Raw genomic sequence first — 14,908 nt, 5'->3', positions numbered from 1 at the left:
TTATTCAGTTATGCCGCCTTCGCGAGCAAGCCCGCTCCCACATTTGAAATGCATTCCAAGTGTGGGAGCGGGCTTGCTCGCGAAGCTCTTAGAAGCTCATGTCCACCTTGGTCCAGAGCGTGCGCCCCGGTTCCTTGATGGCTTGCGGGTCGCTGGCCGGGTAGCCGAAACCGGCGTTGCCGGCCAGGTTCAAGTGCTCGGCGTAGGCCTTGCCGAACAGGTTGTCGACGCCGGTGCTGACCTTGAAGTGCTTATTGATGCGGTACGCCGCGTTCAGCGAGAACACGCCAAAGCCGCCGCTTTTATCGAAGTCCTTGCCGACCACGTTGCCCTTGTTTTGGTCGATGCGGTTTTGCGCTGCAACCACGCGCCACAAGGCACCAGCGCTCCAGTCGTCTTCGCTGTAGGTCAGGCCGAAACGCGCGTCCAGCGGTGGCATTTGCGGCAGGGCCTTGCCGTCGCTGGTGTTCTTGCCCCAGGCATAGGCGAGGCTGGCATCGGCTTTCCAGTGGCGGGTCAACTTGTAGGCCGCGCCGAGTTCGCCGCCCATGATCCGTGCATCGACGTTACGCGCCTGGGAGGTGGTGCCCATCATGCCGGGCTTGTAGTCGAACAGGATGAAGTCGCGCACCTGGCCGACATAAGCCGAGGCCCAGGCTTCTACGTCAGCGGTTTTGTACTGCGCGCCGAAGTCGAGTTGGGTGGTCTTTTCCGGCTTCACACCCTCGAAGGCATTCACTGAACCGACCGCGCCGGTCTTAGGGGAAAACAGCTCCCAGTAATCCGGGAAACGTTCCGAATGGCCCAGCCCGGCGTAGACGGTGGTGGGGCTGTCGGCCAAGTCGTGCTCATAGCGCACAAAGCCCGACGGCAGCGTATCGGCGCGGGTGTCGTCGGCGGTCGGGTTGGGGCGGGACATCATTCCTGAACCGGTCCTCTGGCGAAAATCCTTGGCCGAGGCGCGGTCCAGGCGCGCGCCGGTGATCAGGCGATCACGGTCGGCGGCGTACCAGGTCAGTTCGCCGAACACGCCATAGTTGTGGAAGTTGGCGTCCTTGTTGCGCGGCAGTTCCTTGTAGGTGTCGATGCCCATGCTGCTGCGCTGGCGGTGTTCGTTGGTCTGCGCGTCCAGGCCGCTGATCAGTTGCACGTCGGCCCAACGCCAGGTGGCCTTGATCCGCGCGCCGAGGGTACGGCGGTCGACGTTGGAGGCCATGGGACCTGCCATCATGCCGGTGCCGGACGGCGTGCGCAGGCTGTAGTTGTCCATCACATGGTCGGCGTAGTTGTAGTAGACCTGGGCTTCGACCTTATCCAGCACCTCGCCGATGTTGGATTTTTCGAAGCGCAGGCCCAGGCTTTCGCGCAGGAACTGCGAGCCGTCCATGCCGCGCCCGGCGTAACGCGCTTCGCCATCGCCACGGCCGGCGGTAAGTTCCAGCAGGGTGTCGGCGTCGGGGGTAAAACCGACGGCGACGTCGCCGTTCCACTTGTCGTAGCGCGAGGCAACCGTGTCGTTGTTGCCGTCCTTGTAGTCATCGGCGTGTGCCTGGTTGCCGATCACGCGCACGTAGCCCAGCGGCCCGCCGGCGGCGGCATCGATGACTTTGTCGAAGCGCCCGTTGGAGCCGGCCAGCACGCTGGCGTTGACCCGCGTGCCCAGCTCGCCGAACTGCTCCGGCTCACGCTCGAACAGAATGGTGCCGGCCGACGCGCCCGGGCCCCAGAGCACGGTTTGCGGGCCTTTGATCACGGTGAGCTTATCGTAGGTTTCCGGCGAAATGTAGGAGGTCGGTGCGTCCATCCGGCCTGGGCAGGCGCCGAGCATCATGCCGCCGTTGGTGAGGATATTCAGGCGCGAACCGAACATGCCGCGCAGCACCGGGTCGCCGTTGGTGCCGCCGTTGCGCACCAGCGCGAAGCCTGGGATGGTCTTGAGGTAGTCGCCGCCATCGCTGGCCGGCACCGGTTGGCGTGGGTCTTTGGGGTTGGTGATCACGGTCAGCGGCGAGCTGGGAGCAATCGCGGTGATCACCGTGGGGCTTAACTCATGATCATCGGCGTGTACCTGTGGCACCAACAGTGCGCCACACAGAACAGCGAAAACGGGGGTACATCCCATACGGGTGTCAGCAGAAAACCTGGACATGAAAAATTCCATCAATCATTCGTAAACAACACGGCCAGCAGCCTGCGGCTGTCTGTCTAAAGTCGGCCGGTGTGAAGTAACGCGGTGAAAGGCTTACGCGGTGATGGGGGGCGCGCGGCTGCGGGCGCCGGGGAAAATGCTCTGCCGGGCATGGCCCAGGCGTGGGGCGGGGGTGAGGGCGTTGGCCGGCGGCGCGGTGCCGAGGGTGATGTAGGACACGCTACCGGGCAGGGCCGGGCAACTGAAGAGCAGGCTGCAATAGCCGCACTTTACCCAGAGCACGTGGTGCTCGTCAGGCGCTTTGCTGTGTTGCGGTGCATCGCCATGGCAGCTGGGCATGTCCATGGACATGTCCATCGACATACCGGCGTGATGATCCATCGGCATCGCTTGGGAAATCAGCGGACCGATAAAGATCATCAGCATGGCGAACAGGCTGATCCAGCTGGCGCGCATCAAACCCAGGGGCTTGCGGCGTTGCACGGATAACCTGGCGCGAGGGGCGCCCATCGAGGTTGGCCTATTGCGCGTGCATAGACTCGTGGCCAGCCGCTGGCGGCGTTTTCTGAACCGAAACTTCCACTTCAACCTTGCCGGCTTTTTCGAACGTCAGGGTCAGTGGGAATTGCTTGCCGTCGGCCAGCCGGCTGCGGTCTTTGAGGCCCAGCAGCATCACGTGATAGGCCATTGGCGCGAAGGTCAGATCCCCCTTGGCCGGCACGGCAACGCTGGGCACTTGTTGCATCTTCATCAGGTCGCCCTGCATCACATGCTCGTGCAGCTCGGCCTTATCCGCTACCGGCGTCTCGACGCCAAGCAAGCGGTCCGGCGTTTCGCCGGTGTTATGAATCACGAAATACGCAGCGACGGTCGGCGCATTCGGTGGCAGCTCCTGTGACCAGGGATCGCTGACCAGCAGGTCGCCGGCCTTGTAGTCATCGGCATTCGCAGCAACACACACCGGCAGCAACAACGCAGCCAGAAGCAGGGAAGATTTGAGCATGGCAGTTCTCCAGAACGGTTCTAAACGCAGTTCACTTGCGAAGAAATCAGACCGTTGGAGACGCGCGCGGGTTGAGGCTCGGCCATTGCTGGCGCGGGGTAGGGGCTTGCAATGAAGGCGGCGGCAGGCTCTGCGCCGCTGCAAAACGCGTGAGATACAACTGCGGCACATGCCCCGGCAAGGCCACCAAAGGCGGTGAGCCCGAGCAACACCAGCAGTGCTGCATGGTGGAGTGGTCGTCCTGCTGCGGCGCCGGAATGTCCAGCTTGCCCAGGGCAATGGTCTTCAGGCTGGCGCCATTGGAGGAGCAAAAACTGCCCCACAGCAATTGCTGAACAGGGTCGCTGGACTGCTGCATCGCACTCGCCATCGGCATGGCAAAGGCGTTGAACAGCACTGCAAAGCAGGCGATCCACACAATTGCAAAGCGTTGACGGGCCATGGCGGACAATCCGTAGGGTTAAGCGATCAGGTGCGTATTTAGCCTGATCGGTGGGGATAAGTAAAAAAGGCTGGTGTGGTTTGGTGTCGCAGTGGTTGCCTTCATGATAGTCGGGAACCACAGATTGCCAATCTTAACCCTGTGGGAGCGGGCTTGCTCGCGAAGGCGGTGTATCAGTAACGGCCAGGCTCACTGACCCACCGCCATCGCAGGCTAGCCAGCTCCCACACTTATTTGTGCCTGACCAAAATTTTGCGCCCGCCACACTCCAAATGTGGGAGCCGGGCTTGCCCGCGATAACGGTGGGTCAGCCAATGAATTATTGACTGACCCACCGCCTTCGCGAGCAAGCCCGCTCCCACATTGGAAAGGGGGTGTTTAGAGCGTGTTGACTGCCTGCAGCACCGCGGCCACGGTGGTGAATTCTCGATCTACCTCAGCCAACACGGGGCGCTTCAAGACAAGCACCGGTATTCCCAGCTCCAGCGCCACTTCCAGCTTCGGTTCAGTCGCCGCACTGCCACTGTTCTTGCTGATCAACACATCAATCCCACGCCGCTCAAACAATGCGCGCTCGTCTTCGATCAGAAACGGCCCACGTGCACCGATCACTTCACAGCGTGCATTGCCGGGATACACATCCAGGGCGCGCAGCGTCCAGAACTGATCGGCGGGGATTTCATCGAGGTGCTGCAACGGCTCGCGCCCCAGCGTGAACAACGGGCGCTTGAAGGGTTTCAACGCTTCAATCAGCTCGGCCCAATCACTGACTTCACGCCAGTCATCCCCGGCTTGCGGCTGCCACGCGGGTCGCCGCAACGCCCAGCAAGGAATGTCGCACAACTGCGCAGCCAGAGCGGCGTTGCCACTGATCTGAGCCGCATAGGGATGCGTGGCGTCGAGGATCAAGCTGATATTTTCATCGCGAACAAACTGCGCCAGGCCTTCAGCCCCGCCATAACCACCGACGCGCACGCGGCAGGGGAGATCGGTAGGCACACGGCCCACACCGGCCAAACTGTAGATATGCTCCGGCCCCAGCGTGCGGGCGATGGCCAGCGCTTCGGTCACGCCACCCAACAGCAGGATGCGTTTCATAGCGGCTTGACCACTTCCAACAGGGTTATCGGCAACGCCTGGCGCCAGGTGTCGAACTCGCCCAGCGGCTGGGCCTGGGCCACGTGAATGCGGGTCAGCTCGCCGCCGTGCTCCGCACGCCAGGCCATCAGGGTCATTTCGCTTTGCAGGGTCACGGCATTGGCGACCAAACGGCCGCCGGGGCGCAGGTGCTGCCAGCACGTGTCGAGCACGCCGTCACGGGTGACGCCGCCGCCGATGAAGATCGCGTCCGGTGCTTCCAGTCCGTGCAGCACGTCCGGCGCCTTTCCACGAATCAATTGCAAACCGGGCACGCCAAGGGCGTCGCGGTTATGTTCGATCAGGCCTTGGCGGCCTGCGTCGGCTTCAATCGCCAGCGCGCGGCAGTTGGGATGGGCACGCATCCATTCGATGCCGATGGAGCCACTGCCCGCGCCTACGTCCCAGAGCAACTCGCCGGGCATCGGTGCGAGGCGGGCAAGCGTCATGGCGCGCACGTCACGCTTGGTCAGTTGGCCGTCGTGTTTGAAGGCTGAGTCCGGCAGGCCGGCGAGGCGCGACAGGCGCGGCGTGTTGGCGTCGGCCACGCAGTCAATGGCGACGAGATTCAAATCCGCAACCGAGGCGTGTGGCCAATCAACCGCCAGCCCGTCAATGCGCTGTTCATCCGCGCCGCCCAAGTGTTCAAACACACTGACACGGCTGGCCCCAAACCCGGACTCAACCAACAGCGAAGCAATCGCCGCAGGGCTGCGGCCATCGTTGCTCAACACCAGCAACCGCACGCCGCTGGCCAGCTGCGCATGCAGCGCCGCCAACGGCCGCGCAACCACTGACAACGTCACCACGTCCTGCAATGGCCAGCCCAATCGCGCCGCCGCCAGCGACACCGACGACGGCGCCGGTAAAATCAGCAACTCTTCAGCCGCCACCTGCCGCGCCAGACTGGCGCCCACGCCATAGAACATTGGATCGCCGCTGGCCAGCACGCACACAGGCTCGCCGCGTCGCGCCAACACGGGCGCCAGGGAAAACGGGCTCGGCCACAACTGCCGCTCACCACGAATACACACCGGCAACAGGTCCAATTGACGCTGGCCGCCTATAATCCGGGAGGCGCGCAACAGGGCGTGCCGGGCGTTTCTGCCCAGCCCCTTGAAGCCGTCTTCACCGATGCCTACTACCGTCAGCCAGGGCGACATATCAATTCCTTGAACGACATCCGACAGGCAGGCTTTTCATGCCGCCGGACAAAGCAGGCATAATACCGCGCCTTTACCCGTCAACCGGTAGCCCCGTGAACCCAACACCTGCTCTGAACACCTTGCGCCCCTCGGCTTGTCCGGGGTTGCTGCGTATTGTCCAGGCGTTGGATGGCGGCATTTGTCGGATCAAACTGGCCGGTGGCGCCATCACTGCCGCCCAAGCGATGGCCGTGGCGGATGCGGCCCAGGCCTACGCCGGTGGAGTGATCGAGGCCACCAACCGCGCCAATCTGCAGATTCGCGGGATCGGTGCCGAGCAGCAGGCCTTGATCGCCGCGCTGCTGGCCGCAGGCCTTGGCCCGAACAACGCGGCTGGCGATGATGTGCGCAACCTGATGCTCAGCCCCAGCGCCGGTATCGACACGCAGATGTTGTTCGACACCCGACCGTTGGCCGGGCAGATCCTCGCCACCTTGCAAAACCATCCACGTTTCCATGAGTTGTCGGCCAAGTTCGCCGTGCAGCTCGATGGCGGTGAAGCCCTGGCGATGCTCGAGCATCACCACGACCTGTGGTTGTCGGCGTTTGAGCGCGATGGCGAAACATTATTGGCCTTCGGCCTGGCCGGTTGCCCTGGGTTGGATGCGCCATTGGCGGCCGTGCCCCTGGAGCAAGGTCATGCTCTGGTCGTTGCAGTGCTGGAGCTGTTTCTCGACGTGGCGACGCCCACGCAAACCCGTATGCGTCATCTGGCTGTGGATAACTTACTGGCCCGTCTGAGCCTGCCGCTGCTGCCGGTGGAGGGCTTCAAGCGCCCGGCCAGTGGGGCTTTACTGCACTTGGGCAGTTATCCACAGCGGCAAAAAGATCAATTCTACGTCGCCGCCGTTGCACCGCTGGGTCGCCTGGATTCAAGCATGCTCAAAGGCGCCGCGCAGTTGGCCTTGGAGTTCGGCGACGGCACTTTACGTTTCACGCCATGGCAGGGCGTGCTGCTGCCCAACCTTAAAAGCCACGGCGCAGTGACTGAACGTCTGGCGCACCTGGGTTTTCTCTGCTCAGTCGACCAACCCCTGGCGCGCCTGATTGCCTGCACCGGCTCAAGCGGCTGTGGCAGAGGCCTGGCCGACACCAAGGCCGACGCCCTGCAATTGGCCGCGTTGCAACCTGGCGTTGAGGTGCACCTGTCCGGCTGCCCACGCTCCTGCGCGGCCGCACACACCGCGGCTGTCACGTTGCTGGCGGTGAGCCCAGGCCACTACGACGTCTATTTTCGCGATGCAGCCCAGCCAGGTTTCGGCCGGCTGCACGCGCGCACTCTTTCCATTGAAGCGGCGGGCGCCCTGTTACGCGCACGCTCACGGAGCAACACCGATGATTGATTACATCCGCGACGGTCAGGAGATCTATCGCAACTCCTTCGCCATTATTCGCGCGGAAGCCAAGTTGGACCGCATCCCGGCTGATTTGGAAAAACTCGCGGTGCGGGTGATTCATGCCTGCGGCATGGTCGAGGCCATCGATGGCCTGCAGTTCTCCGAAGGCGCAGGCAAGGCCGGGCGCGATGCGCTGGCCGCCGGTGCGCCGATTTTGTGCGATGCGCGGATGGTCTCCGAAGGCGTAACCCGTGCGCGCCTGCCGGCCAACAATGAGGTGATCTGCACCTTGCGCGACGACAGCGTGCCGGAACTGGCACGCGCGTTGGGCAACACCCGTTCTGCTGCCGCGCTGGAGCTGTGGCGCCCGCACCTGGAAGGCAGCGTGGTGGTGATCGGCAACGCGCCGACCGCGCTGTTCTACCTGCTGGAGATGCTCGACGCCGGCGCGCCAAAACCTGCATTGATCCTGGGCTTCCCGGTCGGGTTTGTCGGCGCTGCCGAGTCCAAGGCCATGCTGGCGGCCGACAGCCGTGGCGTGCCGTTCGTGATCATGCAAGGGCGTCTGGGCGGCAGTGCGATGGCGGCCGCTGCGGTCAACGCCTTGGCCACGGAGGTCGAGTAATGCAGGCACGTGGACGTTTGATCGGCCTGGGCGTGGGCCCCGGCGATCCGGAACTGATCACCCTCAAGGCCCTGCGCCTGCTGCGCGAATCGCCGGTGGTGGCGTACTTCGTGGCCAAGGGCAAGAAGGGCAATGCGTTCGGCATCATCGAAGACCACCTGGTCGCGCAGCAGACCCTGATGCCGCTGGTGTACCCGGTGACCACCGAAGTGCTGCCGGCGCCGCTGTCCTACGAGCAAGTCATCAGCGACTTCTACGACACGGCCAGCCTCGACGTGGCCGCGCACCTGGACGCCGGCCGCGACGTGGCGGTGATCTGCGAAGGTGATCCGTTCTTCTACGGGTCCTACATGTACCTGCATGATCGCCTGGCCGAGCGCTATGACGCCCAGGTGATTCCCGGCGTGTGTTCGATGCTCGGCGGCGCCTCGGTACTCGGCGCGCCGCTGGTGTATCGCAATCAGAGCCTGTCGGTGCTCTCGGGCGTGCTGCCCCATGACGACCTCAAACGTCGCCTGGCGGATGCCGATGCGGCGGTAATCATGAAGCTGGGGCGTAACTTCCCCAAGGTGCGCCAGGTGCTGGAAGAACTCGGCCTGGCCGAGCGCGCGCTGTACGTAGAGCGCGCGACCATGGCCAACCAGAAAATCGTGCCGCTGGATCAGGTCGACCCGGCGTCTTCGCCGTACTTCTCGCTGATCATCGTGCCCGGCGAAAGGTGGCAAGGTTGATGCGCCCGGCGATTGTCATTCTGGGCCAGGGCAGCCTGGCCACGGCGCGCAGGATTGCGCAGGTTTACCCCGGCGCGCTGATCCACGGCTTGGCCGGGCGCGTTGAAGGCGCCGACCAGACCTACAGCGAGTTCGGCGCGACCCTGCGCCAGCTGTATCAACAGGGCACGCCGCTGATTGCGCTGTGCGCTGCCGGCATCGTGATCCGCACCCTGGCGCCGCTGCTGCTGGAAAAGGGTGAGGAACCCGCCGTGCTGGCCGTGGCGGAAGACGGCAGCGCCGTGGTGCCGTTGCTCGGCGGCCTCGGTGGCGTGAACGTGATGGCGCGCGACATTGCCGCCGCGTTGGGCGTGCCTGCCGCGATCACCACCAGTGGCGAGTTGCGGTTCGGCACCTGCCTGCTCAACCCGCCGGCCGGTTATCAGCTGGCGGATCTGGAGCTGGGCAAGCGTTTTGTCTCGGACCTGTTGGCCGGCGAAAGCGTGCGCATCGAAGGCGCGGCGCCCTGGCTGGCTCAGGCCAATCTGCCGCAGGATCAGCAGGCGCGCCTGGCGATTCATGTGGGCAGCGCCGAGCGCGTGCCTGCCGCCAACGAGTTGCTGATTTATCCACAGAACGTGTGCGTCACCTGCAAGCCCGGGGCGCACTTGGCTGAGCGTGTGCGGGCGGCATTGCACGACGCGGGTCTTGCCGTTCAATCCCTGGCCTGCGTGTTGGCCAGCGATACACAGATGGCCGAACCTTCGCTGCACGAGGCTGCACTGGCGTTGAATGTGCCGCTGCTGTTTTCCGACGTCACGCAAGAGGCGGACATCGTCATCAGCGTCGCTGAGCAGCCCCTGGACCTGGCGCAAGTCGGGCGCCCGCGCGGCCGTCTGGCGGTGATTGGCCTGGGCCCTGGCGCCGCCGAGTTGATGGTGCCGGCGGTCAAGGCTGAACTGGCGCGCTGCACCGATGTGCTCGGTTACGAAACCTATGTGCGCATGGCCGGGCCATTTCGTGACGACCAAGTGCAGCACTGCACCGATAACCGCGAAGAAATGCAGCGTGCGCGCCATGCCTTCGAGCTGGCCGCGCAAGGGCGTTCAGTTGTGGTGGTATCGTCCGGTGACCCCGGCGTATTCGCCATGGCGGCGGCCGTGATCGAGGCCTTGCACGAGTCGAGTGACCCGGCCTGGCATCAGGTTGACCTGCAGATTCTGCCAGGCGTCTCGGCGTCGCTTGCCACCGCTGCGCAGGCGGGTGCGCCGCTGGGGCATGACTTTTGTGTGATGTCGCTGTCGGACAACCTCAAGCCCTGGTCGATCATCGAAAAGCGCCTGGACCTTGCGTCCCAGGCCGACTTGGCGCTGGCGTTCTACAACCCGATCTCGCGTTCGCGGCCGTGGCAATTGGGGCGCGCGCTGGAAATCGTTGCGCTGCACCGCACGCCTGAAACGCCGGTGGTGCTGGGGCGCGATATCGGTCGCCCAGGCCAGACACTGCGTGTCACCACGCTTGGGCAACTGACGCCTGAACAGGTGGATATGCGCACCATGGTGCTGATTGGCTCGTCGACCACGTGCGTATTCCCGCGCGCCGGTGGCGGTGCGTGGGTGTACACGCCGCGCTGGTATGGCGAAAAACCCACCTCCTGAAAACGGCCTGTCGCACGCCGGAAAGCTCCGAGTAACGCTGGGTTAACGCCCGCCGTTATTCGGGGCTTTTTCTTTTTTTATCGACGAAATCCGGAAGGGCTCAAGGGCCGCCCAGCAATCGTTGGATGGCGTAGCTCGCCGCATGCCGGCAAGTGATGTTTGTGGTCTGGAAAGCGCGCTCGCGGCTGGACTAGTGTGAACACACGCCCCATGTGGGGTGCCTGTGGAGAACTGAAAATGGAGCGACAGCACCGAAGGATCAACAGCGTAAAGAGGCGCAAGTTGATTGCCGCCTACAAGTTGCCGGGAGCGCCGGGTGTACAGACCTCTGCGCCGATGGGCACGGACGATGACAGCAATGCCGCGGTGGTGAACAACGGCGTGATCTCGTTTATCGAGGGGATGTCCGCCCCGAACCGCGAATACGTTCGCAAGAGCTATTTGCTCGCGAGCAGCTACGTCAGCGATGTGTTGAAGGTTCAACGCGGCACCGAAGCCTGGTATGACGAGTTTATCAAGGTGATGGTCAGTCTGGGCTGGCTGCCGGTGCGCAGCCGCTTCGAGCGGGTCACGCGCTCGGGCAAAGGCCTGACCGTGCAACTGGCGGCACTGAACATCATTGCGGCGATGCTGGCCTCGACGTCGCTGGCAGGACCTTTGCTCACCGCACTGCCCAAGCTGGCGGCGGATGCGTTGGAGGCGTTGAAGCAGCAACCCGCGACGTTCGACCTGTTCAAACGCAATAGCACGGTGCATCAGGGCGGTGATTTCGGCCTGGCCTCCTGCGCCGAAACCGAGGGGGAAGTGATGATGGTGCTGGTGACCTACAGCAGCCACGGTGTGAGCAAGCAGGTCGGCTTGCCCTTTCTGGAATGGGACAGCGCCTCGTTCGAGGCCTTCAGTGGGCAAACCTGCCTGGTGCTCAATACCGCGGTGGTCAACGAAACGACGCTCCAGCTGATGCGTGAGAGCGCCGGTGACAAGGTCCAGCTGGCCATCGCCAAGTACCGTATCTAGGGCACCAGGTAACCGCGTACGCCGGTAAAGATGATCTGCGCGGCGAGGGCGCACACGAACAACCCCATCAACCGGCTGACAATCTGCAAGCCCTGGTCGCCCAGAATGCGTTCGATGCGGTTGGACAGGTACAGCACCACGCCCACCGTGAGGCTGGCCAGGGCAATGCTGAGGATGGCCATGATCTTGTCATCCCAGTGCGGCTGGCTCACACCCATCACCAGCAGCGCACCGATGGTGCCCGGGCCGACGGTGAGCGGGATGGTCAGCGGCACGATGGTCACGTCCTGCTGCACGTTGTCGGTCTGTACCGCCGACTTGCCCTGGGCCATGCCCAGCGCCGAGATGAACAGCACGCTGCCGGCGCCGATGCGAAAAGCGTCCACGGTGATGCCGAACACGCTGAAAATCACCCGCCCGAACAGGTACAGCAACACGCTCGACACCAGCGTTGCCAGCGCTACTTTCCAGGCCAGTCGCCGCCGCTCCTTGCTGGAGTAACCACGGGTCAGGCTGATAAAACAGGACAGCACGAAGAACGGGCTGTAGAGCACCAGCATCTTCAGGTAAACGCTGAATAACACGTGGAGCATGAGGGCGGCTCGCGGGCGGAAAGATGGCGTGAGTCTAACAGGCGGCGCAGATCAAATGTGGGAGCGGGCTTGCTCGCGAATGCGGTGGATCAGTTAAAGATGCATTGACTGACACACCGCATTCGCGAGCAAGCCCGCTCCCACATTTTGATTGCATTTCAGGTCAGGAAGGCGCGTGTTCCGGTCGTTGCTGACGCTGCGCCACCCAGAACTCCACCAGCTCGCGCAACTGCGACAACTCCACCGGTTTGGCCATATGCCCATCCATCCCGGCCTGGCGCGCGCGCTCTTTATGTTCCGAAAGGATATGCGCGGTCAGTGCGACCACCGGCGTTCGAATGCGTTGGTGGCTGACTTCCCACGCGCGCAGTTGCTGGGTGGCGGAAAAACCATCGAGGATCGGCATTTCACAGTCCATCAGCACCAGGTCGTAACGCTGAGCCTTCATCGCCTCGAGGGCTTCTTCGCCATTGCTGGCGGTGTCCGGGTTGAGGTTGAGCTTGCCGAGCATGCCGCGAATCACTTTGGTGGAGATGCTGTTGTCTTCGGCCACCAGAATGCGGAAGTCGGCCGGCACGGTCACCGCTGCCGGCGCGCTGATGGCCGCGCGCGGCTGCACCACGCCTTTGCTGCGCTGAGTCAGTTCATCGGCCAGCGTGGTCTTGAGCGTGTAGCCGGCGACCGGCTTGGCGAGGATGCGCTTGATCCCGCAGTTGCGCGCGATGATCTTGCTCGGCGCGTTGCTGATACCGGTGAGCATGATCAACAGGATGTCGTGGTTCAGGCTCGGGTCTTCCTTGATCTTGGCGGCCAGTTGCATACCGGTCATGCCGGGCATGTTCTGGTCCAGCAGGACCACGTCGAAGTAGTCGCGCAGGTGCGCCTTGGTGCGCAGCAACGCCAGGGCTTCTTTGCCGGACGGTACGGCGCTGACGTTCAAGCCCCAGGCCGTGCATTGCTGCACCAGCACTTTGCGGCAGGTGTCGTTGTCGTCGACCACCAGCACCCGCGCGCCTTTGAGCGGGCCGTCGAGGTCGGAGGTCGGATGTTCCAGGCGTTCCGGGTCCAGCGGCAGGGTCAACCACAAGGTGCTGCCCTGATGGCTGCCGCTCTTGATGCCGAACTCGCCATTCATCAACAGGATCAGTTGTCGCGCGATCACCAGGCCCAGGTGGCCGCTCAAGCGCGTGGCCGAGAGGAAGTTCTTGCTGTGCAGTTCGCTGTGCAGCAACGCGTCGCGCTCGGCGGCTTCCATCGGCAGGCCGCTGTCTTGCACGGCAATGCGCAGGCGCGGCTTGGTGCTGCGTTCGTCGAGGGCAACGACGATCAGCACTTCACCTTCGTCGGTCTTTTGCAGGGCATTTTCCAGCAGGCTCAACAACGCCTGGCGCAGACGCGTCGGGTCACCGCTGATCACGCGTGGCACCTGAGGCTGGATAAAGCTGATCAGTTCGACGTTCTGTTGCTCGGCCTTGGCGCGGAAGATACTCAGGCAGTCTTCGATCAATGCGTTGAGGTCGAACTGCACGTCGTCCAGCTCGATCTGCCCGGACTCCAGCTTGGAGATGTCGAGGATCTCGTTGATCAACGTCAGCAGTTCGTTCCCGGCGCTGTGGATGGTCTGCACGTAGTCACGCTGCTTGACCGACAGCGGCGTGCCCAGCAGCAGCTCGGTCATGCCCAGCACGCCGTTCATGGGGGTGCGGATTTCGTGGCTGATCTTCGCCAGGAACTCGGCTTTGGCGGCGATCTCGGCATTGCTGGCCGCCAAATCGCGGCTGAGGCTGAAGCGCGCTTCGACAATTGCGCGCTGGCGTTCGCCCAGGGCCAGGCTCATCAGCAGGCCGCTGAGGCAGATAAAACCGAGCAGCGTGACGATCAAGCCTTGCGGTGCCACCAGCGTCAGGCCGAGCAGGGCAGGCAGGATGATCAGTGTGCCGATGTTGAACACCACCATGCCCGCCACGAACAAACGTGCCGGCCGGTAGCCTTTCTGCCAGTGGTAGGCCGAGACAAACAGCATGCTCAGACCGGCCAGGGCCACCAGGGCGTAAGTGATGATGTTCAGCGGCAAGGTGTTGACGAACAACAGCAGCAGGCCGCACAGCACGATCAGCAGGATGTCGGCCATCAACAGTTTGTTCAGCAGGTGCGGGCCCAGCGGCATGAAGAACCGATAGGCGAACATCAGCCCGCACGGCGCGGTCAGCAGCAGGGCGAGGTAGGCGCCCGGGGTCTGGACAGCATGCCAGTTCGGCAGCCACGGCCCCACCAGGTTGAGCAACAGTGCCAGGCTCAACATCAAGAGCAACTCGCAGGCCGCCAGCCACAGGCTGCTGCGCGAGCGGTGGTAGGCGAAGCGCGTGAGGTTGTGCAGGATCAGCATCAGCAGGCAGCCGAACAACAGGCCGTAGATCAGCGTCTGGTTCTGGTCGGCGGCAGCCAGTACGGCCGGTTCCAGGGTGATGTAGGGGCGCAGTTCGTGTTCCGACACCAGACGCAGGTACACCTCGAGGGGTTTCTGGCTCTGGGGCATCGGCAGCATGAAATCACTGCTGGGCAGCGGGCGTTCCGCCTGCGGCTGGCGGGTGCCGGTACTTTGTTGCTCCACCAGGGTGTCGCCGTCCAGTACATAGAGGCTCAGGTGGGACAGGTCGGGGGCAAATACCCGCAGCACTTGCTCGTGCTTGCCAGGTTGCAGCTTGAAACGTACCCACAACGCACCGTCCGGCTCGGCCGCGGTAATCCGGTCCAGTTCGATGGGGCTAAATTGATTGGTGTAACGGGCGGAGCGGATATCGCTCAGTTGCAGGTCGGCCTGTTCATCAAGCAATACTGCCCATCCACTGCCTTGCGCGGCGGCCTGGGCCGGGAACAAGCAGAGCAGGGTCAGCAGACTGACTGTGAAACCTATGGCGATCCTGAGCCAGCGCACGGCGAAATCCCTTCGTAGGTTGATTGCACGGGTTAACTATGCGCGGGGCGACGTGGGTACGGCAAGGGCCAAAGGCCCTTGCCTAACCGAACGGATA

At 63.4% G+C, this 14,908-nt stretch carries 13 protein-coding genes; 5 read left to right on the top strand and 8 right to left on the bottom strand.

The window, feature by feature from the left end:
* Positions 1-88: 88 nt before the first annotated feature.
* The 6 genes from ACP7B3_RS15825 to cbiE form a co-directional block, all read right to left on the bottom strand.
* Positions 89-2,149: a TonB-dependent copper receptor gene (locus ACP7B3_RS15825; protein WP_426179592.1), complete on the bottom strand. Its 2,061-nt coding sequence runs from the start codon at positions 2,147-2,149 to the stop codon at positions 89-91.
* 93 nt (positions 2,150-2,242) lie between these two features.
* A complete protein-coding gene (locus ACP7B3_RS15820; RefSeq protein ID WP_426179935.1) occupies positions 2,243-2,605 on the bottom strand; it encodes a DUF2946 domain-containing protein in 363 nt (120 codons plus the stop codon).
* A 64-nt stretch (positions 2,606-2,669) separates the two neighbouring features.
* On the bottom strand, positions 2,670-3,152 hold the full coding sequence (locus tag ACP7B3_RS15815; RefSeq protein ID WP_369301531.1) for a copper chaperone PCu(A)C: 483 nt from the start codon (positions 3,150-3,152) through the stop codon (positions 2,670-2,672).
* 46 nt (positions 3,153-3,198) lie between these two features.
* A complete protein-coding gene (locus tag ACP7B3_RS15810; RefSeq protein ID WP_106577683.1) occupies positions 3,199-3,594 on the bottom strand; it encodes a DUF2946 domain-containing protein in 396 nt (131 codons plus the stop codon).
* 378 nt (positions 3,595-3,972) lie between these two features.
* Positions 3,973-4,692: a cobalt-precorrin-6A reductase gene (locus tag ACP7B3_RS15805; RefSeq protein WP_426179589.1), complete on the bottom strand. Its 720-nt coding sequence runs from the start codon at positions 4,690-4,692 to the stop codon at positions 3,973-3,975.
* The gene (gene cbiE, locus ACP7B3_RS15800; protein ID WP_426179587.1) at positions 4,689-5,894 is read right to left on the bottom strand and encodes a precorrin-6y C5,15-methyltransferase (decarboxylating) subunit CbiE; all 1,206 of its coding nucleotides are present in this window, start codon (positions 5,892-5,894) and stop codon (positions 4,689-4,691) included. The genes ACP7B3_RS15805 and cbiE overlap by 4 nt, the downstream gene beginning before the upstream one ends.
* 38 nt (positions 5,895-5,932) lie before the next feature.
* On the opposite strand from cbiE, the gene cobG reads away from it, so the two are divergent.
* From cobG to ACP7B3_RS15775, 5 genes are all read left to right on the top strand, one after another.
* Positions 5,933-7,279, top strand: a complete 1,347-nt coding sequence (gene cobG, locus ACP7B3_RS15795) for a precorrin-3B synthase (protein ID WP_426179585.1) — start codon at positions 5,933-5,935, stop codon at positions 7,277-7,279.
* Entirely contained in the window at positions 7,272-7,898 is a 627-nt protein-coding gene (locus ACP7B3_RS15790; protein WP_083355479.1) for a precorrin-8X methylmutase, read from the top strand. Before cobG ends, ACP7B3_RS15790 begins: the two co-directional genes overlap by 8 nt.
* The gene (locus ACP7B3_RS15785) at positions 7,898-8,629 is read left to right on the top strand and encodes a precorrin-2 C(20)-methyltransferase (protein WP_145160278.1); all 732 of its coding nucleotides are present in this window, start codon (positions 7,898-7,900) and stop codon (positions 8,627-8,629) included. The genes ACP7B3_RS15790 and ACP7B3_RS15785 overlap by 1 nt, the downstream gene beginning before the upstream one ends.
* Positions 8,629-10,266: a precorrin-3B C(17)-methyltransferase gene (cobJ, locus tag ACP7B3_RS15780; RefSeq protein WP_426179582.1), complete on the top strand. Its 1,638-nt coding sequence runs from the start codon at positions 8,629-8,631 to the stop codon at positions 10,264-10,266. Before ACP7B3_RS15785 ends, cobJ begins: the two co-directional genes overlap by 1 nt.
* Before the next feature lie 237 nt (positions 10,267-10,503).
* Positions 10,504-11,283, top strand: coding sequence for a hypothetical protein (locus tag ACP7B3_RS15775; protein ID WP_145160283.1), 780 nt, complete (start codon positions 10,504-10,506; stop codon positions 11,281-11,283).
* Here ACP7B3_RS15775 and ACP7B3_RS15770 read toward each other — a convergent pair.
* Both ACP7B3_RS15770 and ACP7B3_RS15765 read right to left on the bottom strand, forming a co-directional pair.
* Complete coding sequence (locus ACP7B3_RS15770; RefSeq protein WP_017253590.1) at positions 11,280-11,876, bottom strand: MarC family protein; 597 nt, start codon at positions 11,874-11,876, stop codon at positions 11,280-11,282. The two genes, ACP7B3_RS15775 and ACP7B3_RS15770, sit on opposite strands and share 4 nt — an antisense overlap.
* A 163-nt stretch (positions 11,877-12,039) precedes the next feature.
* Positions 12,040-14,811 (bottom strand): hybrid sensor histidine kinase/response regulator, encoded by a 2,772-nt coding sequence (locus ACP7B3_RS15765; RefSeq protein ID WP_145160286.1) that lies wholly within the window; start codon positions 14,809-14,811, stop codon positions 12,040-12,042.
* Between the last annotated feature and the right edge of the window lie 97 nt (positions 14,812-14,908).

Source organism: Pseudomonas sp. TWRC1-2 (assembly GCF_049896685.1).
In the GTDB taxonomy this organism is placed as follows: Bacteria; Pseudomonadota; Gammaproteobacteria; order Pseudomonadales; family Pseudomonadaceae; genus Aquipseudomonas.
The sequence above is the reverse complement of the archived record's forward strand: the minus strand, read 5'-3'. Positions and strand labels throughout refer to the sequence as shown.